The organism is Streptomyces sp. R41, assembly GCF_041053055.1.
GTDB lineage: Bacteria > Actinomycetota > Actinomycetes > Streptomycetales > Streptomycetaceae > Streptomyces.
Window position 1 is genome coordinate 8081038 of record NZ_CP163443.1, and the last position, 26111, is coordinate 8107148.

Consider the following 26111-nt stretch of genomic DNA (forward strand, 5'->3'; position numbering starts at 1 on the left):
ATGACCGGCACGCCCGCGCCCTTCACCGCCGGTGACTACGAGGCCCGTATGCGGCGCGCGGCCGAAGCCGCCGCGGACGCCGGCCTCGAAGGCGTCCTGGTGGCGCCAGGGCCTGATCTGGTCTGGCTGACGGGGTATCGGCCGGTGGAGACCGAGCGGCTCACTCTGCTGGTGCTGAGGGCCGGACAGGACCCGGTCCTGGTCGTGCCCACTCTGGAGGCGCCCGACGCGGCCAAGGCGATCGGCGCGCCCGCCCTGACTCTCCGCGACTGGACCGACGGCCAGGACCCGTACGAGGCGACAGCGTCCCTCGTTGCCACCAAGGGGCGCTTCGGAGTCAGCGACAACGCCTGGGCCCTGCATCTGCTCGGGCTCCAGAAGCGGCTGCCGGACACGCGCCACGTTGCCCTCACCGAGGCCCTGCCGATGCTGCGGGCCGTCAAGGACGCGGCGGAACTGGAGCGGTTGGCGGCCGCGGGAGCGGCCGCGGACGCAACGTTCGAGGAGATCCGGAAGGTTCCCTTCGCCGGCCGCAGGGAGGCCGACGTGGCCGCCGACGTCGCCGATCTGCTGCGCCGGTTCGGCCACTCCCAGGTCGACTTCACGATCGTCGCGTCGGGGCCGAACGGCGCCAACCCGCACCACGAGGCCGAGGACCGCGTCATCCAGCGCGGCGACATGGTCGTCCTGGACTTCGGCGGCCTCAAGGACGGCTACGGCTCCGACACCTCCCGCACGGTCCACGTCGGCGAACCGGACGACGAGGAGCGCAAGGTGCACGACATCGTGCGCGCGGCCCAGGATGCGGGCTTCCGTGCGGTGCGGCCCGGAGTCGCCTGCCAGGACGTCGACCGGGCGGCCCGCGCGGTCATCACCGAGGCCGGGTACGGCGAGTACTTCATCCACCGCACCGGGCACGGCATCGGCGTCACCACCCATGAACCGCCGTACATGATCGAGGGCGAACAGCAGCCCCTCGTACCCGGAATGTGCTTCTCCGTGGAGCCCGGCATCTATCTGCCCGGCCGCTTCGGGGTGCGCATCGAGGACATCGTGACGGTGACCGAGGACGGCGGACGCCGCCTCAACACCACCTCCCGCGAGCTGGTGATCGTCGACTGACCGACCAGCGGGAGCATCCCCCAAGGCCCCAACGCCCCCAACGACAACGGCGCGACCATGACCCAGGCACCGACACCGACCGCGGACACCGTCCGCCGACTGGTCCGTTCGCTGCTCGCCGACGGCGCTGCGGCGGGCGCGGGACCCGACGTCCGGCCCGTCGCCGAGGGCGGCGAGCACTCCACCTGGTGGGTCGGCACGCGCCATGTGCTCCGGCTCGCCCAGGATCGCGACGACTCCGTACGCCAGCGTCGCGAACTGCGGCTGCGCGATCTGATCCGCCCGCACATCGGAGTCGCGGTCCCGGTGAGCGTCGCGCACGGCGAATGGGCGAGCGGACTCAGCTACACCCTGGACACCAGGCTGCCCGGCGCCTGCGGCGAGGAGCAGGCCGTCTCGGCCGTCGGTGAGGCGGACCTGGCGGGACTGCTCACGGGGCTGCGCGAAGTGCCCGTGCGCCAGGCCGAGACGCTCGGCGTCCCGCGCGCCGCGCCGCGCTCCCTGGAGGCGCTGCGGACGGCCGCCGCGCACGCCGCCGAGGAACTCGCAGCCGCCGACGAGTTCGACCCCGCCCGCCTGGCCCAGCTCACCGCGCCCGCGGCTGTCCAGCTCGCCGCGCAGCCCGCCGCCGCGATCCTCGTGCACCACGACCTCAAGGGCGAACACCTCGTGGTCAGCGCCGACGGCCGGGTGCGCGGCGTCCTCGACTGGACCGACGCGGTGATCGGCGACCCCGCCGAGGACATCGCCGGGCTCGCGATCGCCGTCGGCGCCCCCGCGGCCGTACGCGCCGCCACCCTCGCCGGCTACGGTGCCCGCCCCTGCCTGCGCGGCCTGTGGCTGGCCCGGTGCGACACCGTGATCCGCCTCGCCGACCGCCTTCAGGGCCGTGCCGACAGCCCCGTCACGCTGCTGGAGACACAATTGCGCCGCGCCTGGGAGGCGATCCTGCTGGAACGGGTCACCGATCTGCGGGACGGGCTGGACGAGACGCCGTAGGCGAGGGGGCGCGGACGCGCGGGATGTGTCTCGACTTGTCATGTCACGCCTCGTCATGTCACGCCGTGCCGTGCCGCGTCTTGTCCGCCCGGGGCCGGCTCAACGCCACGTCCTGTCGGGAGGCGTAAACGCTTACGCAAGCGTTTAACGCAAGCCTTTGCGTAAACGATTGCGCATACGATTGCGTAAGCGTTTGCGTAAACGCTTATGCCGAGCGCCGATGCCGACCACCGCACGCCTGTGTCGGCCCGGACGGCGAGTGCGTCACGCCTGCGGCACCGCCGACAGTGAGCGCCTCACGCCTGTGTCAGCACCACACACGACTCGCCCGGCACGCTCAACACCCCGTCCGCGTCCGGCGCTTCGACCGGCTCCCAGGCGGCCAGCACGCGCGCGTGGCGGATGCCGAGCGGGATCGCGGCGGTCCCCTTGGAGAGGTTGACGGCCACCCGGATGTCACCGCGCCGGAGCGCCAGCCAGCGGGCCTGCGCGTCGTGGGCGACTCTGACCGCCGCGAGGTCGGGGTCCGAGAGGTCGGCCTGGCGCCGGCGCAGGGCGATGAGCTCGCGGTACCAGGCCAGCACGCGCGCGTGGAGTGCCTTTTCGGGTTCCGACCAGTCGAGGCAGGAGCGGTCCCGGGTCGCCGGGTCCTGTGGGTCGGGGACGTCCTCCTCGGCCCAGCCGTGCGCCGCGAACTCCCGGCGCCTGCCGAGCCGTACGGCCTCGGCGAGCTCAGGATCGGTGTGGTCGGTGAAGAACTGCCAGGGCGTGCCCGCGGCCCACTCCTCGCCCATGAAGAGCATCGGCGTGAAGGGCGCGGTGAGCGTCAGCGCGGCGGTGCAAGCCAGCAGCCCGGGGGAGAGGGAGGCCGAGAGCCGGTCGCCCTGGGCGCGATTGCCGATCTGGTCGTGGGTCTGGGCGTAGCCGAGCAGGCGGTGCGCCGAGACGCGGGTGCGGTCCAGCGGACGGCCGTGAGAGCGCCCGCGGAAGCTGGAGTACGTGCCGTCGTGGAAGTAGCCCGACGTAAGCGTTTTCGCGAGCGCCGCGAACGGTGCACGCGCGAAGTCCGCGTAGTAGCCCTGTGCCTCACCGGTCAGCGCGGCGTGCAGCGCGTGATGGAAGTCGTCGTTCCACTGGGCGTGCAGTCCGAGACCGCCCTCCTCGCGGGAGGTCACGAGCCGTGGGTCGTTCAGATCCGACTCGGCGATCAGGAAGAGCGGCCGGCCGAGGTCGTCGGCGAGCGTGTCCACGGCCGTCGACAGCTCCTCCAGGAAGTGCACCGCGCGCGTGTCGCGCAGTGCGTGCACCGCGTCCAGGCGCAGCCCGTCGATCCGGTAGTCGCGCAGCCACGCCAGCGCGCTGTCGACGAGATACGCGCGCACCTCGTCCGAACCGGGCGCGTCCAGGTTCACGGCGGAGCCCCAGGGCGTCTGGTGGGTGTCCGTGAAGTACGGCCCGAACGCGGGCAGGTGGTTGCCGGAGGGGCCGAGATGGTTGTGCACGACGTCGAGGACGACGCCCAGGCCGAGTTCGTGCGCCCGGTCGGCGAAGCGCTTCAGTGCCTCGGGACCGCCGTACGGCTCGTGAACGGCCCACAGCGAGACACCCTCGTACCCCCAGCCGTGCCGCCCCGGGAAGGGGCACAGCGGCATCAACTCGACGTGGGTGATGCCCAGTTCCGCCAGATGTCCGAGCCGCTCGGCGGCCGCGTCCAGCGTGCCCTCGGGCGTGTACGTCCCCACGTGCAGCTCGTACAGGACCGCGCCCGGCAGCGGGCGCCCAGCCCACTCGGTGCGCCACTCGTACCGCTCCTGGTCCACCACCGCGCTCAGCCCGTCGGGGCCGTCCGGCTGCCGCCGTGAGCGGGGATCGGGCAGTACGGGGCCGTCGTCCACCGCGAACCCGTATCGCATCCCGTCGTGCGCATCCGCGTCGCCCGTCCACCACCCGGCACGCTCCTGATCGCGCTCCAACGCGCGCGTGGCGCCCGCGCAATGGAGCGTCACCCGGTCGGCCTGCGGTGCCCACACCTCGAACCGCACAGACGGTTCCCCCTTGTCAGCTCACCGTGACATAGCCTGTCCATGGTGCTTCACGTGAGATCAATTCGCTTTCGAATCCACCCTTTTGCCGCGTGTTTGCCGCCCTCTTTTCACGCGGAGCGCTCCGTCCAGCCGCATCGGCCGTTTCCGTGTTTTCTGGACACCCCGCTCTCGCTGCCCGACAATCACCAGCGTGACGTCGTCTTTCGAGTTCCACACGTACCCCGCGCGGCTGTCCGACGCGGAGCGCGACCGGGCGCTCAAGGCGCTCCGTGACGGCGTCGCCCTCGGTCGTCTCTCGCACGACACGTTCATCCGCCGCATGGAGTTGGCGCTCGCCGCCCGCAGGCCCGACGAACTCGCCGTGCTCACCGCCGACCTGCCCACCGAGGGCCGCTGGTCGAAGCTGGTGTTCGGCACCGTGGAGGCGGTCTCCGGCTTCACCGTACGACTGCGCAGGGCCTGGCAGGCCGAGCGGCTCCCGAAGCTGCTGCTGCCCCACCCGGGCAGCCCGTACCCGCTGCGCATCGGTCGTGACCCCGCCAGCGGCCTGCGGCTCAACCACGAGACCGTGTCCCGGGTGCACGCCGAACTGAGCCGGCAGGGTGGGCTGTGGGTGCTGCGCGACCTGGGCTCGACGAACGGCACAACCGTCAACGGACGGCGCGTCATCGGCGCCGCCGTCGTCAAGGACGGCGACCAGATCGGCTTCGGGCGGATGATGTTCCGCCTCGCGTCGGACTGAGCCGTGGCGTTGCGGCTCGCGTCGGACTGAGTCATGGCGTTGCGGGCTTGTGTGGGAGTGAGCCCTGAGGTTCCGGCTCGTGTCGGAGCGAGCCCTGAGGTTCCGGCTTGTGTCCGAGCGAGCCCTGAGGTTCCGGCTTGTGTCCGAGCGAGCCCTCAGGATCCGGCTCGCGTCGCAGTGAGCACGATCTTCCGCCTTCCGTCTTGCGCCGGACAGCCCTGGTCCCATTGACCTCTGGTCTGGGATTCACCCACCGATTTCCTCAACGTCCCTTACGTTCCGCGGTGTTGACGTACCCCCAGAGCCGTGACTGACTGTGCGTACACCATGCACATCAGGTGAACCGACGGCACCACATAAGTGGAGGTGTGCCCTGCCGCCACTCCTCCGCTACCCGACTGTGGACGAACTGGGCGCCCGTGCGGCCGCGCTCGTCGCGCGCCGTCCGAGGGACGCCAGGCTGCGCCGCGTGGGCACCTCGCGGGCGGGTACGCCGCTGTGGCTCCTGTCCGTCGGGCACGGCAGCCGCCAGGCCCTCGTCGTCGCAGGACCGCATGCCAACGAACCCGTCGGCGGCGCCACGGCCCTGCGCCTCGCCGAACGGGCGCTCGCCGATCCCCGGTTGACCGAGGGGGCGGACGCCACCTGGAACCTGCTGCTGTGCCTCGATCCCGACGGCGCCCGCCGCAACGAGGCGTGGCTGTCGGGCCCGTACACCCTCGGCCACTACTTCCGGCACTTCTTCCGGCCCGGCTTCCTCGAACAGCCCGAGTGGCTGCCCGAGGGCGCGGACGGGGCCACCCTCCCCGAGACCCGCGCCCTTCTCGACCTCCAGGACGAACTTCGGCCCTTCCTGCAGTGCTCCCTGCACGGGGTCGACGTCGGCGGTGCCTTCGTCGAGCTGACCCGCGAACTGCCCGGCCTCGCCCAGCGCGTCGCGCGCACCGCGGCGCGCCTCGGCATCCCGCGCGAACTCGGCCCGTACGACACCCTGTACTGGCCGGCGCTCGGGCCCGCCGTCTACCGCATCCCGCCGCCGCGCAGGGGCGGCCTGGCCGCCGCCATCACGGAGGCGGCGGTCGAGTCCACCTGGTTCCACCCGCACCCGTACGGCACGGTGACGGCGGTCGTCGAGGCCCCCATGTGGGGCGTCGTGGCCGTGGAGGACTCCTCGCGGCCCGCCGACGCCGACGCGGTGCTGCGCACCGTCAGCCGCACGCTGCGCCGCGACACACGGGTCCTGGAGGGCATCCTCGCGCGCGTGCGGCCCAGCCTCGGCGCCTCCCCGGAAGTGGCCTGCCTCCTCGCGCCCGTCGACGACTATTTACTGGTCGGCCCCGGACTCGCCGACTCGTGGGACCCCGACGTGCACGACGCCGGGGCGCGCCCCCTGCCGGCGCTCGACACCGCCCGTCTGACGGCGCTGCGTCTCGCGGGACGCCGGGTCGCGCTGCGCACGGCCGGGCTGCTGCACCAGCTCGTGTCCGCCTCCGGGCACGACCCGTGCGGCGTGCTGCCGGAGCTCGACCGGCTCATCGACGAGTGGTGCGCCGACTACCGCGAGGGCTGCGGGGCGCGCTGGATCCCGGTCGCCCGCCAGGTCGAGTACCAGGCACGCGTGGTGCTCGCCTCGTTCGAACTCGCCGGGCGGCACGCGTCCGTGCGCTCCCGTTCGGGTGAGTCCGGGTGGGGTTCGCAGGCCGCGGTGCCGATGCATCTGGAATGACGAAATCCATTCCGGCGAAGACGGTTCAAGCGGTACGTGTCGGACTGCTCGCTGCGGCAGCCCTCCTCACGGTGGGCGCGGCCCCGTCCCAGGCGGCACGACATGAGTCCCTCCCCGGCAACTGGCTCGACCTCACCGTCACGCCCGGTGACGCCCACTCCAGCGGCACCCCCGGCACCCTGCTGTTCTGCGACCCGCCCCTGGGGCACCCGCACGCGGCACAGGCCTGCGAGGAACTCCGGGCCGCCGGGGGCGACATCTCCCGGATCCCGCCCAGGGCCGACGCCCTGTGCCCCATGATCTACGCCCCGGTGACCGCGTCGGCGAAGGGCGTATGGGACGGCCGCCGGGTCGCCTACACGCATACCTTCTCGAACTCCTGCGTGATGGCGGCCGCGACGGGAGCCGTGTTCGAGCTGTCGGACTGATCGGACCGAGTCGGACGGTGGACCGGCACGCGCGCGTACGGGTCGAGAAACCTCACGACGGGTTCGCGCGCGTACGCCTCGAAAACCCTCACGCCGCGTTGTCGCGCGCGTGGCGGGCCGCCGCCACCACCGTACGGGCCTGGTGTTCGACCTGGTGCTCCAGCGGTACCCAGCGGGCGCGGAACCGTTCGGCGAAGGCGTCGCTCCACGCGGCGACGAGGGCTTCGAGGCGCTGTGCGTCGCGGTCGTCGGCCTCCTGGAGGACGCGCAGCAGCATCGCGGCGGCCCGCAGCGGGAGCCGGCGGCCGAACGCGTCGACGCTGCCGACGTACGCCATGGTCGTGTCCGGAGGCGGCGTCTGGATCCAGTCGTCGGCGAGGCCCGGTACCAGCTCCAGCGCCCACTTCGCGGCCCGCAGAAGCGGTCCGTCGGGTCCTTGCAGCCGCGGCAGGGCCTCCGTGAGCACCGCCTCCACCTGAAGCGCGTCGCGCACCAGCCGGCGGGCCAGTCGCCGCATCGCCGCCGCGGGGGAGGGGTGCGGCGCCGGATCGTCCACCAGGTCGCTGGCCCACATCGGCACCTCGACGACGGCGGTCAGCCCGCCGTACCGGTGGGCGTGGTACCAGGTGCTGTGCCGGGCGTCGTCGGGCATGCTCGGGTACGCCGCGTCCGAGCCGGGTGCCGGCATCACATGCACCCCGGGCCCCGAGGCGGGCCAGCCCGCGGCGTCCGAGGCGGCCGTCTCCACCGGGATGTGCAGCTCCGCCGCGGACTTGGCGAACGGCTCGGCCAGTCCCGGGATGTCCTTGGTCAACTGCACCCAGCTGCCGCCCAGATCGGTCCCGTGCAGCGTCACCTGCAGGTAGGGCCGCAACTCGTCGATGACCCGGGTGAGGGCGCGGGTCTCGGGCGGCAGCCGGTCGGGCGGCAGGACGGACGGCGACCACTCCGGCTGCTCGGGGCCGGCCGGACGGAAGAAACCCAGGTGGTAGTCGAGCAGCGTGCGCGGCGCGGGCGTCACATGGAGGCTCGCCCCGTCCGGGTCCGCGCAGAGCAGGAAGTGCCAGGAGGTCTCGGCCCGCAACTCCCGTTCGCGCAGTGCGCGTTCGGCCAGGGCGAGCAGGGTCGAACCGCCCGTCGGTTCGTTCGCGTGGGCGCCCGCCACGACGAGGACCGCGCGCCGCGCGTGGCCGACGGACAGCAGGTGAAGGGGTCTGCCCGCGCGCGAGACGCCCACTTGTCTCAGGACGCACAGGCCGGGTCGGTGAGCCGCCAACGCCCGGGCGGACGAGACGATTTCGGTCACACTGGGGTAGCGCAACTCCGGCAGAAGACTCACCCCCGACTTGTCCGCCCTGCGTCGCTTTCCGCAGTACTCCACGGACTGAGTGAACTGTCAAGGAGTTGACGGGGCGGCTCCAGGGGGCGCCAGGTGGCATTTACCGCTGGCAGGGGGGTGTGCACCGCCAGAGGGAGGACTCACCGTCGGCGAGGACTGCGGGGCGCTCTCCGTCGACCCGCCCTGGGGCCACGCCCGCCGGTACCACCGACGGGTGTGGCCGAGACCTTCGGGGAGGCGATTTACGCGGCCTCCGCAGATGCGCCCGCTTCACCCGTTCGGGCGTACGAGGACTGCGGTCCGATCGCATCGATGGTCAGCTGAGAACTACCGCGCGCGGATCCGGCGCGCACATCCGAAGTGGGAGGCCGCCGGTGCTGTGTCCTCACGGCCTTCCCGGCGAAGGCGCGCCCGCGGCCCCTCCCACAGGAGCACTGCGCGGGCGGCTGCTGTCGGCGCCCCCGGGGGTCGGCGCGGTGAACCCGTTCGCGCCGCCGGGCCCGTCCGCGCCTCAGGCACCGTTCGCGCCCCTGAACGGGCCGGAGCCCTTGAGCCCGCGCCCGGAGAGCGGCTCGGCGCCGCCGAGCCTGCTCGCCCCCGGCACCGAGCGCGACCCGTACCCGCTGTACCGGACCCTCCGTGAGCGGCACCCCCTCGTGTACGACGAGCCGTTCGACGCCTGGCTGGTCAGCCGGTACGCCGACGTCCACGCCGCGCTCGCGGACCCACGGCTCGTCGCGCCGCCGCCGGGGCGCACCCTGGCCCACCTGGAGGGCGGCACGCACAGCGCGCACCGGGCCCTCGTCTCACCGGCGTTCCGAGGGGCCGCGCTGGCCGCCCTGACCGCCGGTGTGGAACGCACGGCGTACGTCCTCGCCCGCCGCCTCGCGGCCCGCCAGCAGGCCGATCTCGTGGCCGAGTTCTGCCACTGGCTGCCCACCGCGGCGGCCGTCGCCGCACTCGGGCTGCCGTACGAGGACACCGCGCGCGTCCACGCGTGGTGCCGTACGGGCCTCGATCACCTGGGCGGCCACCACCCCGAACTGGACGCCTTCCTGCGCCCGTACATCGCGCGTCGCCGTGCCCACCCGGGCGCCGATCTGCTGTCCGCGCTGTGCACGGCCCGGGCCGACGGGCGCCCACTGTCGGACGAGGCCGTGGCGGGGCTGGCCGGGACACTCCTCGGCGCGGGCGGCGAGGCGACCGCCCACGCGCTCGCGTCGTTCCTGGCGAATCTCCTCGACCACCCCGGCCAGTTGGGGATGATCCGGGCCCGTCCCGCGCTCGCGGCCGGTGCCTGGGCCGAGTCGCTGCGCCGTGATCCGCCGCTGCACGTCGTCTCGCGCCGGGCCGTCGAGCCCGTCGGCCCCATCCCGGCGGGCGCCACCGTGGCGTGTTTGCTGGGGGCGGCGGGACGCGACCCGGCACGGTTCGCCGACCCGGACCGCTACGACGCCTTCCGCGCCGACCCGGGTGAGCTCGCGTACGGCTCCGGACGGCACTTCTGCCCGGGCGCGCTGCTCGCCCGGCTCACGGCGGAACACGGCCTGCACGCCCTGCTGGCGGCCCTGCCGGACCTGCGCTGGGCCCCGGGCTTCCGGCCCGCTCCGGAAGGCCTGATCAGCCGCTCTCCCCGGACCCTGCTGGTGCGCCCGCGCTGACCCGCTCCAGCAGCACCACGGGCCACGGCTCGAAAAGCTCCTCCACGCGCGCGTGCCCCGTGAACTCCCTTCCTGGGGTGAGCACATCGGCCCAGTGCCCCTCGGGGAGCGCGAGCCGGGTGTCGCGCCAGCCCCCGGAGTCGGCCAGCCGCAGCGACATCCGTGTGACGGCCGTGATCACCTCTCCGGAGCGCACGAACGCCACGCAGTGCCCGGCGCCCGGACCGTCCGCCACCAGCGGGACGTACGTCGCCGAGTCACCGAAGAGGGCGGGGCGCCGCCCGCGCAGCCGCAGTGCGGCCGTCGTCAGAGCGGCCTTCTCCGAGGGCCGCTCCTGCGGCGCGAACGGCTGCCGGTTGTCCGGGTCGACCAGCGCCAGGTACTCGCCCTCGGTGCCTTGGTAGACGTCCGGGACCCCGGGCATCGTCAGATGGACCAGAGCGGCCCCCAGGACGTTCGCCCGCACATGCGGTGCCAGAGAGGCCCGGAAGTCGGCCACGAGCCGCCCAGGCGCCCCGCACGGCCCCTCCGCGACGAACGCCGTGACCGTGTCCTCGTACGCGGGATCCTGCTCCGTCCAGGCGGTGTGCAGTCCGGCCTCCCGGACGTGCTTCAACAGGGCTCCCTGGACGCGCTCTTCGGAGGCCGGGCCCAGTCCGAACGCCGTCTGCCACGCGGCCCACGCCAGCTGCGGGTCGGGCACACCCGTGCCGTCCCGGGTCACCTCCGCCAGGACGTCGGCCCACCGTTCGGGGCACTGGGTGAGCACCGAGAGGGCCGCGCGTACGTCGGCGCTGCGTTTCGTGTCGTGCGTCGACAGGGCGGTACCGGTGACCGGCCAGTCGCGCTGCACGCGCGCGCAGTAGGCGTGGAAGTCCTCCGGGGACACGGCCGGAGCGCCCGGGTCGCCGCCCACCTCGTTCGCGGACAGGAGGGGCACATAGCGGTAGAACGCCGTGTCCTCCACGGACTTGGCCCGCAACGCGGACGAGGTCTGCGCGAACCGGGCCCGGAACTCCGTGTGCCCGGGCCCGTCACCGGCCCGCCCGGTCACCAGATCCCGTACGACGTCCACGGCATGCGCCTCCTCGGGCACCGTGAAGGCCGCCCGCGCCTCGTCTGCTGCCTCCTCGGTCACCACCAGGGAGGCGTCCGTGGAGGGGTAGGGCCGGTACACCTCGAGGCGTACCAGGAGTTCCCGCAGCGCGGTGCCCAGGGCCCAGGGGGCGTGATCGCGCAATGCCGGGTCAGGGGACGCGGCGCACACACCGCTCACCACGCGCGTGAGGCGGTCGATCTCCGTGGCCAGCTCGTGCGTGACCACCTTGTACGCAGCCCTGCGCACCGTCGACTCCCAGTGGCCGCCCCGGTCGGCCTGAGGGGCCGCGAACCGCCGGTACTGGCCGAGGAGTTCGCCCGCACCCGCCGGGTCCGTGAAGAGGCCGTCCACGTGCCGCAGCGCGTCGTAGCCGGTGGTGCCGGCGACGGGCCACGCGGCCGGGAGCGGCTCGCCGTCCGCGAGGATCTTCTCGACCACCGTCCAGCTGCCTCCGGTCGCCTCGTGCAGACGGCGCAGATACGCGTCCGGGTCCGCGAGACCGTCCGGGTGGTCGATGCGCAGCCCCTCCACCACGCCGTCGTCGAGCAGCTGCAAGATCTTCGCGTGGGTCGCCGTGAACACCTCCGGGTCCTCGACGCGCACGCCGATGAGCTCCGAGATGCTGAAGAAGCGGCGGTAGTTGAGCTCCGTACGGGCCAGCCGCCACCACACCGGGCGATACCACTGCGCGTCGAGGAGCCGCGGCAGCGGCAGCCTCTCGGTGCCTTCGCGCAGCGGGAACACGTGGTCGTAGTAGCGCAGTACGTCGCCGTCGACCTTCAGGTGGTCGATCTCCGTGCCGAGCCGGCCCCCGAGCACCGGCAGCAGGAGTTGACCGCCCTGGCCGTCCCAGTCGATGTCGAACCAGCGCGCGTACGGCGACTCGGGGCCCTCGCGCAGCACCTCCCACAGGGGGCGGTTGTGGCGCGGAACCATGGCCATGTGGTTCGGCACGATGTCCACGACGAGGCCCAGGCCGTGCTCCCGCGCGGTGCGCGCCAGGGAGCGCAGCCCCTCCTCGCCGCCCAGTTCGGCCCGCACGCGCGCGTGGTCCACCACGTCGTAGCCGTGCGTCGAGCCCGGGACGGCCTCCAGCACGGGCGAGAGGTGCAGATGCGAGACGCCGAGCGAGGCCAGATACGGCACGGCCGCCTCGGCTGCCCCGAACGGGAACTCCGGCTGCAGCTGCAGCCGGTACGTGGCGGTCGGCACGGCGGGAACCACCGCGCCGGAGACCATCGAGTCCGGAATCACGGGGTCGGGACGCTCAGGTGTCATGCGAACCTACGTACCCGCCCCGCCGCCTTTCGTGTCATCGACGCATGCATATGGGCACGCACGCGTGGCTAGCGTCGAACGATGGGGAACACGGGGCGCGGTGGCACACGAGGCACACACCGCACGGACGGCACGACGCCGGAGCCGCACGCCGACGCGAAGGACGCGCCGGCCCCGACCGGCTGCGTGAACCGCACGCAGGGGGCGCGTCGCGATACGAACGGGATGCAGAACGAGCCTTTCGCCACCGACGGCTCGACGGATGCGCTTCTCGCCACCGACGGCATTACGGCTGCGCTTCTCGGCGTGGACAGGACCCTGGACGAGCCTCTCGGCGCGGACGGTACGACGGTCCCGCTCCTTGGCCCGGACGGTACGACGGCCCCGCTCCTCGGCACGGACGGCACAACGACCATGCCCCTCGGGCCGGACGGCACGACCGACACGCCTGACGGGCCGGACGGCACGACCGACACGTCTCACGGTGTGAACAGCACGCTCGGTACCTATCGCCGCGTCGTCGCTCTGACCGGTGCGGCGCTCCCCGTCGTGTCCTTCCTCGGTCGGCTGCCCACCGCCACCATCCAGTTCGGCAGTGTGCTGCTCGTCGCGCGGACGAGTGGCTCGCTGGGGACCGCGGGGCTGGTCGGTGGCGCGCTCGCCGTCGGGCAGGTGGCTTGCGGTCCGCTCGTGGGCCGCCTCGCGGACCGGCGCGGACAGCGCACCGTCGTCCTCGTGTGCTCCCTCGCCAACGCCCTCGCGATCGCCGCACTGGTGACGGGCGCGCTCACGCACCTGACTCCGGGGCCCCTCGCCCTGCTCGGCGCCCTGGCCGGAGCGAGCGTGCCGCTCATCGGCCCGCTGGCCCGTGTCCGTGTGGTCGCGCTGGCCCGCGGCAACGGCGCGGACGACCGTACGGTGGCCGCCGCGCTGTCCTTCGAGAGCACGCTGGACGAGATCTCCTTCGTGCTGGGCCCCGCCCTGGTGGGCGTCGCGGCGGTGCTGGCTCACCCGGCGTACGCGCTGGGCGCGGCGGGGCTCCTGGTGGCCGTGTGCGGAACGGGTTTCGCCCTGCATCCGACGGCCACGGCGGTACACCCGACGGTCACCGCGATGCGCCGGGCGCGGAACCCGGCGTGGGCGGTGGCCGCGCGCCCCCGCATGCCCCGCTCCGTCCACGCTCTGCGCGCGGCCCTCGCCCTCCAGGGCGCCATGTTCGGCGCCTGCCAGGCCGGCATCACCGCGCTGACCGAGCGCCTCGGGCAGGAGGACCAGGCCGGACTCGTGTACGCCGCCATGGGGGTCATGAGCGCCGTGGCGGGGCTGTCGATGGCCGCCGTGCCCGCCCGTCTCGGGCTCAGGGCCCGCTGGAGAGCGGCCACCGCGGGAGCCCTCCTGCTGTCCCTGCCCCTGCTCTGGACGGAGAGCCTGTGGGGCCTGTACGCCGTCGTCACCGTCCTCGGTGTCGCGTACGCCCCGCACCTGATCACCGTCTTCGGGCTCACCGAGCGTGCTGTGCCGCCGGCACGGCTGGCCGAGGCGATGGCCGTCGCGACGAGCGCGATCGTCGGTGGCCAGGCCCTCGCCGTGGCCGTCACCGGGCGCCTGGCGGAGTCCTACGGCCCCACCGCGGCGTTCGCGGTCGGAAGCGCGGTCGCCGCGCTCGCCTGCGCCATCGCGCTGACGGCGCGCCCGACGACGTACACCGAAACCGAAAACGACCCGCACGCACGCGTGCACCCGGAAGACGAGCCCCACGCACGCGTGCACCCCAAAAACGAGCCCCACGCACGCGTGCCCCAGAAGAACACGCCCGCCTAGGCAGGCCGCTGCAACACCGTCAGGCTCCGGTCGATCAGCGTCAGCCGGTCCCCGGCTTCGACCTTGGCGCCCGTCCCCGGCGCCACCCCCTCCGGGCGGGCCGTGTCGACGACGACCTGCCACTGCCGCCCGTGGTTGACCGGCACCACGAATTCCAGCGCCTTCGGCGAGGCGTTGAAGAGCAGCAGGAAGGAGTCGTCGGCGATGCGTTCCCCGCGCGGGCCCGGCTCGGAGATCGCGTTGCCGTTGAGGAAGACGGACAGCGCCCGCGCCTGCGCGGAGCCCCAGTCGCGCTGGGTCATCTCCTCGCCCTCCGGGGTGAACCACGCGATGTCGGACAGCTCGTCGTGCGTGCCCTGCACGGGCCGCCCGTGGAAGAAGCGGCGCCGCCGGAAGACGGGATGGTCGCGCCGCAGCCACACCATCGCGCGCGTGAAGTCCAGCAGCTCGTCGCCGTCCTCCGGCCAGGACACCCAGGCCAGCTCGCTGTCCTGGCAGTACGCGTTGTTGTTGCCGCCCTGGGTGCGCGCGAACTCGTCGCCGTGGCTGAGCATCGGCACGCCCTGGGAGAGCATCAGCGTCGCGATGAAGTTGCGCATCTGCCGGGCCCGCAGGGCAAGGACGGCCTCGTCGTCGGTGTCGCCCTCGGCGCCGCAGTTCCAGGACCGGTTGTGGCTCTCGCCGTCGCGGTTGTCCTCGCCGTTGGCCTCGTTGTGCTTGTTGTTGTACGAGACGAGGTCGTGCAGCGTGAAGCCGTCGTGGCAGGTCACGAAGTTGATGGAGGCGAGAGGTCGGCGGCCGTCGTCCTGGTAGAGGTCGGAGGAGCCGGTCAGCCGGGACGCGAACTCCGCCAGGGTGCGCGGCTCACCGCGCCACAGGTCCCGTACGGTGTCGCGGTACTTGCCGTTCCACTCGGTCCACAGCGGCGGGAAGTTGCCCACCTGGTAGCCGCCCTCGCCGACGTCCCACGGCTCGGCGATCAGCTTCACCTGGGAGACCACCGGGTCCTGCTGCACCAGGTCGAAGAACGACGACAGCCGGTCCACCTCGTGGAACTGCCTCGCCAGCGTGGCCGCGAGGTCGAAGCGGAACCCGTCGACGTGCATCTCTGTGACCCAGTAGCGCAGCGAGTCCATGATCAGCTGGAGGACGTGCGGGGAGCGCATCAGGAGGGAATTGCCGGTCCCCGTGGTGTCCATGTAGTAGCGGGGGTCGTCCGCCAGGCGGTAGTACGAGGCGTTGTCGAGGCCCCTGAAGGACAGCGTCGGGCCCAGGTGGTTGCCCTCGGCCGTGTGGTTGTAGACCACGTCCAGGATGACCTCGATGCCGGCCTCGTGCAGCGCGCGGACCGCCGACTTGAACTCCAGGACCTGCTGGCCGCGATCGCCCCAGGAGGCGTACGCGTTGTGCGGGGCGAAGAAGCCGATCGTGTTGTAGCCCCAGTAGTTGCTGAGGCCCATGTCCACCAGACGGTGGTCGTTCACGAACTGGTGCACGGGCATCAGTTCCAGCGCGGTGATGCCCAGTTCCGTCAGATGTTCGATGATTGCCGGGTGTGCCAGCGCCGCGTATGTGCCGCGCAGCTCGTCGGGCAGCTCGGGATGCTGCATCGTGAGGCCCTTCACATGGGCCTCGTAGAGCACCGTGTGGTGGTACTCGGTGCGCGGTCGCCGGTCGTCGCCCCAGTCGAAGTACGGGTTGACCACGACCGACGACATGGTGTGCGGCGCCGAGTCCAGGTCGTTGCGCTTGTCGGGGGCTCCGAAGGGATAGCCGTACACCTCCTCGCCCCACTTCACCGAGCCGCTGATGGCGCGCGCGTACGGGTCGAGGAGCAGCTTCGCGGAGTTGGCGCGCTGCCCGCGCCCCGGCGCGTACGGTCCGTGCACACGGAAGCCGTACCGCTGCCCGGGCATGACCCCCGGCAGATACGCGTGCCGGACGAACGCGTCGGTTTCGCGCAGCTCCACGGCCGTTTCCGAGCCGTCGTCGTGCAGCAGACACAGCTCGATACGGTCGGCGGCCTCCGAGAAGACCGCGAAGTTGGTACCGGCGCCGTCGTACGTGGCACCGAGTGGATATGCCTCTCCAGGCCAGACCTGCATGGATACGACTCTTCCAGTAGTGCCGTGCCCCTGGGGGCGACTCCGAGCCGAGTCTCCCCGAAAGTGATGGAACCTCCTATGACTTACGTCCCTCTTACCCGATGACCAGGCATACGTCGTATGCCGAACCAGTGGGGCTCAAACGACTCCTGACGACATGGGGGGAGTAGGGGGAAATGTGCGCAAGATAGTGCACCGCCATCTGGGCAAGGTGGTGGCAGGTGCGGCCATAGCGGTGGCCGGGACGGCCGTGATGGTCGGCATCACCCTGCCGGGCACGGCGGGGGCCGACGAATCGGGCGGGGGCCAGGGCGGCAACGGGACCTCGCAGCAGGCCGGGCAGCAGGGACAGTCGGACGTGCAGCCGGGTGTCGTCGAGGAGGCACCGGCCCAGGGCGACAAGGGCAAGGGCCGCGACCCGCTGACCGACGACGAGATGAAGCGCGTCGAGCGGATCGCGCGGAACCAGCAGTCGTTCGCCGCCAGTGAGAACGTCGAGGGCAAGCGCGGTCCGCAGCGCATCAGCGTCGACCTCGCCGAACCCGAGACGAACGAACTGGACGACCCGAACGCGCCCCGGCGCGCGGATGTGTCGTTCTACGACTACAAGGACGACACGCTCGTCACCAAGACCGTCAATCTCGACACCGGGAAGGTCGAGAAGACGGGCACCCAGCACGACGTCCAGCCGCCCATCAGCCGCGACGAGATGATCGAGGCCGCCAAGCTGCTGATCGCCGACCCGCTCGGCGCGGGCCTGAAGGCGGACTTCAAGGACGCCACCGGCAAGGAACTGACCTCGCCCGACCAGCTGATGCTCAACAGCATGGTCTACCGCGCGACGTCCGGCGCCCAGCCCGCCGTCCTCGACGCCTGCGGCGAGCACCGGTGCGTACGGCTCTTCCCGAAGGTCAAGAACGGGCCCTGGATCGACAGCCGTGACCTGGTGATCGACCTGAGCGCCCGCAAGGTCGGCAAGCTCGGCTGAGCGCCGTCTTCTCTCACCTCCCACCTTCACTGCTTTCCGCAAGGAGTCACTTCTTCATGCGCGTCAACAGAAACAGCCGTGCCCGCAGCCGGACGGCGGTGGGCCTTTCGGTGCTCGCCCTCGCCGCCGGTGCGACGACGGCAGCGGGACCGGCCGTCGCCCAGCCCAAGGCCGCTGCCCACCCCAAGGCCGCCTCCGCGGCGGCCGCCGACTGCAGCGCGGCGTACAAGATCGAGCAGAAGCTCTCCACCGGCACCACCTGGCGGATGTGCTGGCACTACGAGAGCGAGGCCGGGCTCGTCCTGGAGAACATCTCGTACCAGCCCCCCGGCGAGGCCCACCCGATCAAGGTCCTCAGCAGCGCGAAGCTCGCCCAGATCGACGTCCCCTACGACGACGGCTCGGTCGAGTACAGCGACCTCACGGGCGCCGGCTTCGGACAGGGCCTGATGGACATGGCGCCCGGCGAGTGCCCCGGCGGCACCATCAAGACGGTGAAGGTCCCCGAGGCCTGGGACCCGCAGCACGCCAACGTCAAGGGCCTGTGCACCACGACCCGTTCGCGTGGCCACGCCTACCGCATGCAGTCCGACTCGGGGAACAAGGTGTTCCAGAAGCAGGGCAAGGACCTGCTGATCTACACCGTCAACAAGGTCGGCTGGTACGAGTACATCACCGAGTGGCGCTTCCAGGACGACGGCACCCTCAACATGAACATCGGCGCCACCGGCAGCCTCTCGCCCGGTGACTACGACGCGGGCGACGGCCGCGGCTGGCCGCTCGGCAAGGGCGCCAAGGCCTACGCCACCAGCCACAGCCACAACGTCTTCTGGCGGCTCAACTTCGGCCTCGACGGCTCCTCCAAGGCCAAGGTCGAGCAGTACGACTCCGTGGTCAGCCCGCCCGCCCACGGCGCCGAGGCGCCGAGCAACAAGACCACGCGCACGAAGATCACCAAGGAACTCACGGGCGACGCCAAGAACATGCGCTGGTGGCGCGTCGTCAGCAACACCGGCAAGAACAAGGACGAGCACGCCCGCTCGTACGAGATCGTCCCGGGCGCGACCACCAAGTACCTCGGCCGCACCTTCACCAAGCACGACATCTACTTCACCGAGTACAACAAGTGCGAGCAGTTCGCCAGCGACAACCTGCGCAACTGCGGCGCCGGACACGGTAAGTCCGTCGACAAGTGGATCGACGGACAGACGCTCACCCACCCTGTGGTCTGGGTCAACGTGGGCTTCCACCACATCGCGCGCGACGAGGACCAGCAGCCCATGCCGGTCCACTGGCAGGGGTTCTCGATCGCCCCGCGCGACGTCACCGCTATGAATCCGCTCACTCCGCCGGAGCTCGCGGACCAGAACGGCCATGTGGAAGAAGGTCGTTGAGAAACGACCCTGTCCATCGGGCTGCATCGCCGACCGCTCCCGGAGTACCCTTCCTTGATCGTTGATAGGGGTCTGGCCCCTGGGGTGGCTCGGGGGAGCGGAAGGCGGTGCGCGGGTGGGCTCGGGAGGGCTGGAGTTGCCTCCTGGTGACGAGGGTCACGAGGGGAACTCCACAGATGTCCCACCCGGCGCGGTGTCCCTGGCACGGCCGATGGAAATGGGATCCATTGGACCGGAGTTGGACTGGGGCGCCGACGCCTGGCGCGAGGTGCGTACGCGCGCTCAGCGAGCCGGGCGTGCCTACATCTGGCTGAACCTTGTCGAACAGCGGCTGCGCGCGGTCGTGGCCGCTGTTCTCCGTCCCATCTACGAACCCGTCCACGGCGACGACTGGGTGGTCGCCGCCGCCGGGCCCGCCGGACAGGAATGGGTGCAGCGCGCGGTCGCCGTGCGCGAAGTCAGCCGCCGCAAGGGGTACTTGCTCGACCCCGCCGACGACAACGTGCTCAGCTTCCTCACGTTGCCGCAGCTGCGCGAGCTGATGGTGCAGCACTGGCCGTGCTTCGAGCCCTACTTCGACGAGCGCCGGGACGTCGAACTCGCCCTGGACGAGCTGGAAGTCACCCGGAACGTGGTCTCCCGCAACCGGGCCCTGTCCGAGGCGGTCCTCAGCCAGGCCGAGCGGGCCGCGGCGAAGCTCCTGGAGATACTCGGCGCCGGCAGTGATGTGCCCTCCGCGCGCCGACTGCCCGTGGACGCCGTCGAGGATCTGGTCGGCGACCGGTACGCGGACGTGGTCGGCGTCCACTCCGACCGCGTACGGCTGCTGCGCCAGTTCCCCGCCGAGGACCTCTTCGGCGGCGCCCGCCGCCTCGACGCCATCGGCATCGGCCTGAACCTGCTGGTGCAGAACTTCTCCGGACGGCGGCTCGTACGCCTCGCCGAGTCCGGCTGCCGGGCGCGGCTGCTGTTCCTGAACCCCGCCTCCAGCGCGGTGAAGCGGCGTGAGCGCGAACTCGGCATCAAGCGCGGGGAGTTGAGCCGCGCTGTCGAGATGAACATCCTGCACATGCGCCGGGTGCGGTCCAAGTTGCGCGACCCGGGCGCCTTCGAGATCCAGGTCTTCGACGAGACGCCCCGTTTCACGGCCTACCTCGTGGACGGGGACGGCTCGGACGGTATCGCGGTCGTGCAGTCGTATCTGCGGCGTACGCGCGGCATGGAGGCGCCGGTGCTCGTGCTGCGCGGCGGGGGCCGTGTGGTCAAACCGGATGACACCACCGAAGAGGGGCTTTTCCCGACATACCGCGAGGAGTTCGAGGTGGCCTGGGCGGATTCGCGGCCGGTGTCCTGAAATGCCGCCCCTCCCGGTAAGCGGAACGCGGTCCTCGGATTGTCAGTGGCTCATGGGATCGTGGAGACCACTGGGGGAAAGCACCACGAAGAAGGGGGGCCGCCCATGGGCTGGCACCGGGAGCTGCTGATCGGCTTCGACCTGGAGACGACCGGGACCGATCCGCGCGAGGCGCGCATCGTCACGGGTGCCGTGATCGAGGTCAGGGACGGAGAGCCGATAGGGCGCCGTGAGTGGCTGGCCGACCCGGGCGTGGAGATCCCGGCGGACGCTGTGGCGGTGCACGGGATCAGCAATGAACGGGCGGCGGCCGAGGGCAGGCCCGCCGACGAGGTCGCCGACGCGATCGCGGGCGTCCTCGTCGCGTACTGGAAGACGGGCGTCCCCGTCGTCGCGTACAACGCGGCCTTCGACCTGACCCTGCTCTCCGCCGAACTGCGGAGGTACGGACTGCCGTCGCTGCGCGATCGGCTCGGCGGCATCGACCCCGCCCCGGTCATCGACCCGTACACCATCGACCGCTCCGTGGATCGCTACCGCCGCGGCAAGCGCAACCTCGAAGCGGTCTGCACGGAGTACGGGGTTGCACTGGACTCCGCCCACGACGCCTCGGCCGACGCGCTCGCCGCGGCCCGGCTCGCCTGCGCGATAGCCGGCCGCCACCCGAAGGTCGCGGCCCTCGGCCCGGCGGAGCTGCACCGCCGCCAGATCGAGTGGTACGCGCAGTGGGCGGCCGACTTCCAGAGCTTCCTGCGCCGCAAGGGGGAGGCGGACGCGGTGGTCGACGGGACGTGGCCGCTGCGGGACCTGACGGACGAGAAGGTCTGACCGGGCCTCCGGTTCAGCGGAACGGGGGTTCGGCGCAGGGCCGCAAGGGGCCGCCGCGCGGTCAGAAGGGGTACCAGCGCACCGCCTCGTCCCCGTCCCGCAGTGATGCCACCCGGCGTTCGAACTCGGCTAGGGCCTTGGGGTTCGTCGGCGCGTGCTGGGCGACCCAGGCGCAGCTGGCGGTCTCGCGTGCTCCCCGCAGGACGGAGCAACCCTCCCACTCGCGGACATCCCAGCCGTAGGCCTCGGTGAACGAGTCGTACGCCTCGGCCGGGAGCCCGTAGCGGTCGCGGGAGAGGGCCATGACCACCAGGTCGTGCTCGCGCAGGTCGGCGGAGAAGGTCTCCAGGTCGACCAGGACCGGGCCGTCGGGGCCGACGTGGACGTTGCGGGGCAGCGCGTCGCCGTGGATCGGGCCCGGCGGCAGATGCGGGGTGAGCGCGGCCGCGGCATCCGCGAAGCCGTCGCGCCGTGCCCGCAGATACGCGGCGTCCGCGGGGTCGATCGCGTCGCCGGCCAGGCGCAGCCAGCGCTCCACACCGCCCAGCAGCTCGCGGGGCGGCAACGGGAAGGAGGGGGAGGGCAGTGCGTGCACCACCCGTAGCAGTTCGGCCAAATCCCGCGGTTCCGCGGGGCGTACGGGATCGGGCAGCCGGTGCCACACCGTCACCGGGTGCCCCTCCACCAGCAGGGCCTTGGCCTCGGCGGCCCGCACCGCGGGGACGCCCGCGTCGGCGAGCCAGGCAGCGATGTTCAGTTCCCGTCGCGCACGGTCCAGGAGTTCGGCGTCGCGCCCCACCTTGACCACCAGGTCACCGGCGGCGAACACCGCGTTCTCGCCGAGGGCGAGGAGCGTGACGTCCCGCACCGGCCCCGGCAGCACACCCGCCGCGGCCAGTACGTCCCGTGCCCGTGCCTCGTCCATCCTTCGCCTCCGCGTTCTCGCGCAGTGCTCGTGTGCGGTGCCCGCACAGTCCTCGCCTGCGGCGTCGTGTTCACGCCATTCATCGGTCAGTGTCGCATTCCCACAGGTCGGACGGCATGCGCAGTGCCTTGACGCCGTAGACCACCTTCACGACCATGGCGGGGGCCGCTCGGGCGGCCAGACCGTCACGAGCCGCCCAAAGGAGCCGATTCCATGACATTGGCGACCGCGACGAGGCGGTCGGTGAAGCAGGCACCCGGCAGGGGCGGGGACCGGCGTCCCGTCGACCACGGGGCCTGGTTCCTGGTGCTGCCCGCGCTCATCCCGATCCTGGTGCTCAGTGTGGGACCGCTGCTGTACGGGATCGCGCTGGCGTTCACCGATTCACAGTCGGGGCGGACCGCGGCGACGCAGTGGATCGGGGTCCTCAACTTCCAGGACCTGCTGCACGACACGCTGTTCTGGGACTCGTTCCGGATCGGTCTGCTGTGGGCGGTCGGGGTGACCGTGCCGCAGTTCGTGCTCGCGCTGGGGCTCGCCCTGCTGCTCAACCAGGAGCTCCGGTTCCGCTGGCTGGCGCGGGCGCTCGCGATCGTCCCCTGGGCGATGCCCGAGGTCGTCGTCGGCATGATGTGGCGGCTCGTCTACAACCCGGACGCGGGCATCCTCAACGAGACCCTGCGCGACCTCGGCCTGGGCGACGGCCGCGACTGGCTGAGCGGCCTCGGCACCGCCCTGCCCGCCGTGATCGTGGTCGGCGTCTGGGCGGGCATGCCGCAGACCACGGTCGCGCTGCTCGCCGGGCTGCAGAACACCCCGCGCGAACTCCACGAGGCGGCCGCGATGGACGGCGCGGGCGCCTGGCGCCGCTTCCTGACCGTCACCTGGCCGGCCCTGAGACCGGTCGCGCTCGCCATCACGGCGCTCAACTTCATCTGGAACTTCAATTCGTTCGCTCTGGTCTATGTGCTGACCAACGGAGGACCGGGCGGCCGTACCCGGCTCCCCATGCTCTTCGCGTACGAAGAGGCCTTCCGCTACGGGCAGTTCGGCTACGCGGCCGCGATGGGCTGTGTGATGGTCGCGGTGATCTCGGTGATCCTCGCGGTGTATCTCGTGGGCCGTCTGAGGGGAGATGAGAACGCGTGAAGACCGGCAAAGGGACCCGCACGGGCCAGTACCTCGCCCTCCTCGCCTATCTCGTCTTCCTCGCCTTCCCCTTCCTCTGGCTGATCTCCACCGCCTTCAAGCCGGCGAGCGAGCTGGCGAGCCTGCACCCCACGTGGATCCCCAAGGACCCCACCCTCGCCAACTTCCGCCAGGCCTTCGACGAGCAGCCGCTGCTGCGCGCCGCGCTCAACTCTCTGCTGGCGGCGCTCGGCGCGGCGGTCATCGCCGTACTGATCGCGACCCCGATGGCATACGTCATGGCGCGCCACCGGACGCTGCCGGCCAAGGCCGCCACCGGGTGGGTCGTGGTCAGCCAGGCGTTCCCCTTCGTGCTGGTGATCATTCCGCTGTTCCTGGTCCTCAAGAACCTCCGGCTGATCAACTCACTGCCCGGACTGACCATGGTGTACGTGGTGTGGGCGCTGCCCTTCGCGCTGTGGATGCTGGTGGGCTATGTGCGGGCCGTGCCCGCCGAGTTGGAGGAGGCCGCCGCGGTGGACGGCGCGGGCCGGATGCGGACGCTGGTCTCGATCACGGCGCCGCTGCTCGTGCCGGGCATCGTGGCAACGGCGCTGTTCACGTTCATCAGTGCGTGGAACGAGTTCTTCTTCGCGCTCGTGCTGCTCAAGACCCCGGAGAAACAGACCCTGCCGGTCGTCCTCACGCACTTCATCGGGGCGGAGGGCGCGGCGGACCTCGGGCCGCTGGCCGCGGCGGCGTTCCTGGCGACCCTGCCGTCGCTGGTCATCTTCGCGATCATCCAGAAGCGGATCACGGGCGGCATGCTCGCCGGGGCGGTGAAGAGCTGATGCGGAGGAGACTGCTGGTGGTGCTGGCCGTCTTCGGCCTCTTGCTGACCGCGTGCACGGACAGCGGCGGTGGATCGAGTGGAGTGATCACCCTCCACTTCCAGTCCCTCGCCTGGCAGCAGGAGTCCGTGGCCGCCAACAAGGAGCTGGTGAAGGAGTGGAACGCGGCGCATCCGGACGTCAAGGTCGAGTATGTCCAGGGCAGTTGGGACAGCGTCCACGACCAGCTGCTCACCTCCTTCGAGGGCGGTGAGGCGCCCGACATCATCCATGACGCCTCGGACGACCTCGCGGACTTCGCGTACGGCGGCTATCTTGCCGACCTGCGCGAGCTGCTGCCCGATCGGCTCAAGTCCGACATCCCGCAGCACAGTTGGGAGACGGCGACCTTTGGGGGAGGGGTCTATGGCGTGCCGTTCCTCCAGGAGCCGCGGGTCCTGATCGCCAACGCCAAGTGGCTGAACGAGTCGGGCGTCCGCGTCCCGACTCCCGAGCAGCCGTGGAGCTGGGACGAGTTCCGTACGATCGCCAAGCAACTGAGCGGCAAGGGCAAGTACGGCGTCGCCTGGCCGCTCAAGGAGCCGGTCTCGGCGACGCTCAACCTCTCCCTCTCCACCGGCGGGCAGATGTTCCACCGGGACGCGGACGGCAAGGTGACCGTCCGCTTCGACGCCGCCGACGAAGTGGTTCCGCGGACCGTGCACGACGAGGTGAACGCGGACGGGAGCGCGTCCAGCGCGACGCTCGGAATGGGCGGGTCCGACACCCTGCCCGGGTTTTTCGGCGGCAAGTACGCGATGGTTCCGCTCGGCTTCTCCTACCGTCAGCAGATCGCGCAGCAGGCGCCGAAGGGCTTCGACTGGCAGGTGCTGCCCGCCCCGGCCGGCGCGGACGGACTGACCCAGGGCGTCAGCCCCCAGACCCTGTCCATCGCCCAGGACAGCCCGCACAAGAAGGAGGCCGCCGAGTTCATCGACTTCCTGCTTCAGCCGAAGAACATGGTCCGGCTCGCCCTCGGCGACTGGATGCTGCCGACAGGGACACAGGCCCTGAAGGACCCCGCCCTGCACACCACCAAGGACGACTGGGCGACCGGCACCGCACTCGCCGCCCACCTCCGCTCGGCGCCCGCCCAGTCCGTACGCGGCTACCCGGAGTGGAAGGACAAGGTCGCGACGCCCGCGTTCCAGGAGTACTACAGCGGGGCGATCGGGTTGAGCGAGCTCCGCAGACGGCTGGTGAAGGACGGCAATCTGGTGCTGGCCCGCTATCAGCGCTGAGGCGACGGGCCGCACCGTGCGGCGGCCCATGGGAGCGGGCCGCCATGAATACGCTATGATTGATCTTGAGCGAACCGCCGGAACTTTCCGCGGTGAGCCCGGCGTTGGTGGTCCAAGGAAAGACGTCCCGCTTCCTGCGGGGAGATGCAGGTGCAAGGCCTGCCCGGCGCTCCACACAGCCCCGCCCCCGGTGTTTCCGGGGGCGGGGCTGGTTTTTTCTTGCGCCCTGGCGCTAAGCCCCTGCCTCCCACAGCTCCGGACCTTTCCACCAGAGAGACTCCGGGGCGGCCTCGAAGGCCCGTCGGCCGAGTCCCGCCATCTCCTCACGCACGGCCAGCCCTTCGCGGCGCCGGCCCAGCTCGAACAGGGTTCCCTGGTACCACTGCAGGGCATCCAACAGGAGCGGCGCGTACTGGGGATCGGACTCGTCCAGCCCCCGCGCCGCTTCCACGGCCTCCGTGTGCAGCACCAGCCTGGCCTCGGGCAGCTCGCGCACCGAACAGTCCCAACTGAGGCGCACCAGCGCTCTCGACAGCCGGGGCAGATACGTCGCCGGGCTCACCTGCGCGAGCACTCGGCAGGCGTCGATCTCCTGACGGGGACTCGGCCGCCCCGAGCTCAGCAGTACGTTCCGTGCTCGCAGTATCGCGTCCTGATCCACGTTCCCGTTCATGGCCCCGCCCCCAGTAACGCCCGCTCGGCCACTTGGCTCGAACGTGTATACGTCATTCGAGCCCGGGATGCGGCCCCGCCGGCACACGCGGCCGTGTGGCGAACTCGGACTCCGCCCCGAAGCGGGACTCCAGCGCGTCCGCGAGGTCGTTCAGCGCCCCCATCGGTGTACGGGGCATGCCGGGCATTGCTCCGACTTCGCGCGTGACGGCGCCCCACCAGCGCTTGGCGGACAGCGTCCCACCGGCCTGTCGCGGCAATCGTCCCGCCGGCGTACCGCGGACAGCGTCCCGCAGCCGTGCGCGTCACGCCGTGCGTGGGAAATC

General features: G+C 71.6%; 21 protein-coding genes and 1 tRNA gene. 15 read left to right on the forward strand and 7 right to left on the reverse strand.

The genetic code is table 11. The features are described from left to right. Positions 1-1122, forward strand: a complete 1122-nt coding sequence (locus tag AB5J53_RS36770) for an aminopeptidase P family protein (RefSeq protein ID WP_369249912.1) — start codon at positions 1-3, stop codon at positions 1120-1122. A 57-nt stretch (positions 1123-1179) separates the two neighbouring features. Continuing rightward, positions 1180-2121, forward strand: a complete 942-nt coding sequence (locus tag AB5J53_RS36775) for an aminoglycoside phosphotransferase family protein (RefSeq protein WP_369249913.1) — start codon at positions 1180-1182, stop codon at positions 2119-2121. Positions 2122-2417: 296 nt separating this feature from the next. Here AB5J53_RS36775 and treZ read toward each other — a convergent pair whose 3' ends face one another. Next, entirely contained in the window at positions 2418-4163 is a 1746-nt protein-coding gene (gene treZ / locus AB5J53_RS36780; RefSeq protein ID WP_369249914.1) for a malto-oligosyltrehalose trehalohydrolase, read from the reverse strand. 193 nt (positions 4164-4356) lie between these two features. Between treZ and AB5J53_RS36785 the strand changes: the two genes are divergently transcribed. The 3 genes from AB5J53_RS36785 (at position 4357) to AB5J53_RS36795 (ending at position 7062) form a co-directional block, all read left to right on the forward strand. Then, positions 4357-4908, forward strand: coding sequence for an FHA domain-containing protein (locus AB5J53_RS36785; protein WP_369249915.1), 552 nt, complete (start codon positions 4357-4359; stop codon positions 4906-4908). A gap of 400 nt (positions 4909-5308) precedes the next feature. Further along, on the forward strand, positions 5309-6634 hold the full coding sequence (locus AB5J53_RS36790) for a M14 family zinc carboxypeptidase (protein ID WP_369249916.1): 1326 nt from the start codon (positions 5309-5311) through the stop codon (positions 6632-6634). Then, the gene (locus tag AB5J53_RS36795) at positions 6631-7062 is read left to right on the forward strand and encodes a subtilase-type protease inhibitor (RefSeq protein WP_369249917.1); all 432 of its coding nucleotides are present in this window, start codon (positions 6631-6633) and stop codon (positions 7060-7062) included. The genes AB5J53_RS36790 and AB5J53_RS36795 overlap by 4 nt, the downstream gene beginning before the upstream one ends. An 88-nt stretch (positions 7063-7150) precedes the next feature. On the opposite strand, the gene AB5J53_RS36800 is transcribed toward AB5J53_RS36795, so the two are convergent. Continuing rightward, positions 7151-8401: a M14 family zinc carboxypeptidase gene (locus AB5J53_RS36800; RefSeq protein ID WP_369249918.1), complete on the reverse strand. Its 1251-nt coding sequence runs from the start codon at positions 8399-8401 to the stop codon at positions 7151-7153. A 548-nt stretch (positions 8402-8949) separates the two neighbouring features. Here AB5J53_RS36800 and AB5J53_RS36805 point away from each other — a divergent pair. After that, positions 8950-10062, forward strand: a complete 1113-nt coding sequence (locus AB5J53_RS36805; protein ID WP_369249919.1) for a cytochrome P450 — start codon at positions 8950-8952, stop codon at positions 10060-10062. On the opposite strand, the gene treY is transcribed toward AB5J53_RS36805, so the two are convergent. Beyond that, positions 10022-12400, reverse strand: a complete 2379-nt coding sequence (treY, locus tag AB5J53_RS36810; RefSeq protein ID WP_369252677.1) for a malto-oligosyltrehalose synthase — start codon at positions 12398-12400, stop codon at positions 10022-10024. The two genes, AB5J53_RS36805 and treY, sit on opposite strands and share 41 nt — an antisense overlap. A gap of 525 nt (positions 12401-12925) precedes the next feature. Between treY and AB5J53_RS36815 the strand changes: the two genes are divergently transcribed. Continuing rightward, the gene (locus AB5J53_RS36815) at positions 12926-14260 is read left to right on the forward strand and encodes an MFS transporter (protein ID WP_369252679.1); all 1335 of its coding nucleotides are present in this window, start codon (positions 12926-12928) and stop codon (positions 14258-14260) included. On the opposite strand, the gene glgX is transcribed toward AB5J53_RS36815, so the two are convergent. Further along, entirely contained in the window at positions 14257-16365 is a 2109-nt protein-coding gene (gene glgX, locus AB5J53_RS36820) for a glycogen debranching protein GlgX (RefSeq protein WP_369249920.1), read from the reverse strand. The genes AB5J53_RS36815 and glgX overlap by 4 nt on opposite strands. Positions 16366-16543: 178 nt before the next feature. Here glgX and AB5J53_RS36825 point away from each other — a divergent pair, with 178 nt between their 5' ends. The 4 genes from AB5J53_RS36825 to AB5J53_RS36840 all read left to right on the forward strand — a co-directional run bounded on the left by AB5J53_RS36825 (position 16544) and on the right by AB5J53_RS36840 (position 20929). Continuing rightward, on the forward strand, positions 16544-17353 hold the full coding sequence (locus AB5J53_RS36825; RefSeq protein ID WP_369249921.1) for a Tat pathway signal sequence domain protein: 810 nt from the start codon (positions 16544-16546) through the stop codon (positions 17351-17353). Between the two features lie 56 nt (positions 17354-17409). Continuing rightward, complete coding sequence (locus AB5J53_RS36830) at positions 17410-18747, forward strand: copper amine oxidase (protein ID WP_369249922.1); 1338 nt, start codon at positions 17410-17412, stop codon at positions 18745-18747. Between the two features lie 115 nt (positions 18748-18862). Next, positions 18863-20101 (forward strand): SAV2148 family HEPN domain-containing protein, encoded by a 1239-nt coding sequence (locus AB5J53_RS36835; RefSeq protein ID WP_369249923.1) that lies wholly within the window; start codon positions 18863-18865, stop codon positions 20099-20101. Between the two features lie 105 nt (positions 20102-20206). After that, entirely contained in the window at positions 20207-20929 is a 723-nt protein-coding gene (locus AB5J53_RS36840; RefSeq protein WP_369249924.1) for a 3'-5' exonuclease, read from the forward strand. Between the two features lie 61 nt (positions 20930-20990). On the opposite strand, the gene AB5J53_RS36845 is transcribed toward AB5J53_RS36840, so the two are convergent. Next, the gene (locus tag AB5J53_RS36845; protein ID WP_369249925.1) at positions 20991-21854 is read right to left on the reverse strand and encodes a phosphotransferase enzyme family protein; all 864 of its coding nucleotides are present in this window, start codon (positions 21852-21854) and stop codon (positions 20991-20993) included. A 213-nt stretch (positions 21855-22067) separates the two neighbouring features. Between AB5J53_RS36845 and AB5J53_RS36850 the strand changes: the two genes are divergently transcribed. The 4 genes from AB5J53_RS36850 (at position 22068) to AB5J53_RS36865 (ending at position 25287) form a co-directional block, all read left to right on the forward strand. After that, complete coding sequence (locus AB5J53_RS36850; protein ID WP_369249926.1) at positions 22068-23003, forward strand: carbohydrate ABC transporter permease; 936 nt, start codon at positions 22068-22070, stop codon at positions 23001-23003. Continuing rightward, positions 23000-23833 carry a carbohydrate ABC transporter permease gene (locus AB5J53_RS36855; RefSeq protein ID WP_369249927.1) on the forward strand — a complete coding sequence of 278 codons (834 nt, stop codon included), beginning with the start codon at positions 23000-23002 and terminating at the stop codon, positions 23831-23833. Before AB5J53_RS36850 ends, AB5J53_RS36855 begins: the two co-directional genes overlap by 4 nt. Beyond that, positions 23833-25113, forward strand: coding sequence for an ABC transporter substrate-binding protein (locus AB5J53_RS36860; protein ID WP_369249928.1), 1281 nt, complete (start codon positions 23833-23835; stop codon positions 25111-25113). The genes AB5J53_RS36855 and AB5J53_RS36860 overlap by 1 nt, the downstream gene beginning before the upstream one ends. Positions 25114-25214: 101 nt before the next feature. Then, positions 25215-25287, forward strand: a tRNA-Arg gene (locus AB5J53_RS36865). Positions 25288-25345: 58 nt separating this feature from the next. On the opposite strand, the gene AB5J53_RS36870 is transcribed toward AB5J53_RS36865, so the two are convergent. Together AB5J53_RS36870 and AB5J53_RS36875 are read right to left on the reverse strand one after the other, a co-directional pair. After that, a complete protein-coding gene (locus AB5J53_RS36870) occupies positions 25346-25786 on the reverse strand; it encodes a hypothetical protein (protein WP_369249929.1) in 441 nt (146 codons plus the stop codon). A 52-nt stretch (positions 25787-25838) separates the two neighbouring features. Further along, positions 25839-25964, reverse strand: coding sequence for a hypothetical protein (locus AB5J53_RS36875; RefSeq protein WP_369249930.1), 126 nt, complete (start codon positions 25962-25964; stop codon positions 25839-25841). Positions 25965-26111 lie beyond the last annotated feature (147 nt).

Excerpts from the sequence above, each read along its gene's own strand:
- AB5J53_RS36860 (WP_369249928.1), top strand. The coding sequence starts at position 23,833 with ATGCGGAGGAGACTGCTGGTGGTGCTGGCCGTCTTCGGCCTCTTGCTG.
- AB5J53_RS36770 (WP_369249912.1), top strand. The coding sequence starts at position 1 with ATGACCGGCACGCCCGCGCCCTTCACCGCCGGTGACTACGAGGCCCGT.
- treY (WP_369252677.1), bottom strand. The coding sequence starts at position 12,400 with ATGGTCTCCGGCGCGGTGGTTCCCGCCGTGCCGACCGCCACGTACCGG.
- glgX (WP_369249920.1), bottom strand. The coding sequence starts at position 16,365 with ATGCAGGTCTGGCCTGGAGAGGCATATCCACTCGGTGCCACGTACGAC.
- AB5J53_RS36845 (WP_369249925.1), bottom strand. The coding sequence starts at position 21,854 with ATGGACGAGGCACGGGCACGGGACGTACTGGCCGCGGCGGGTGTGCTG.
- AB5J53_RS36850 (WP_369249926.1), top strand. The coding sequence starts at position 22,068 with ATGACATTGGCGACCGCGACGAGGCGGTCGGTGAAGCAGGCACCCGGC.
- AB5J53_RS36840 (WP_369249924.1), top strand. The coding sequence starts at position 20,207 with ATGGGCTGGCACCGGGAGCTGCTGATCGGCTTCGACCTGGAGACGACC.
- AB5J53_RS36795 (WP_369249917.1), top strand. The coding sequence starts at position 6,631 with ATGACGAAATCCATTCCGGCGAAGACGGTTCAAGCGGTACGTGTCGGA.
- AB5J53_RS36775 (WP_369249913.1), top strand. The coding sequence starts at position 1,180 with ATGACCCAGGCACCGACACCGACCGCGGACACCGTCCGCCGACTGGTC.
- AB5J53_RS36870 (WP_369249929.1), bottom strand. The coding sequence starts at position 25,786 with ATGAACGGGAACGTGGATCAGGACGCGATACTGCGAGCACGGAACGTA.
- AB5J53_RS36875 (WP_369249930.1), bottom strand. The coding sequence starts at position 25,964 with ATGCCCCGTACACCGATGGGGGCGCTGAACGACCTCGCGGACGCGCTG.
- AB5J53_RS36830 (WP_369249922.1), top strand. The coding sequence starts at position 17,410 with ATGCGCGTCAACAGAAACAGCCGTGCCCGCAGCCGGACGGCGGTGGGC.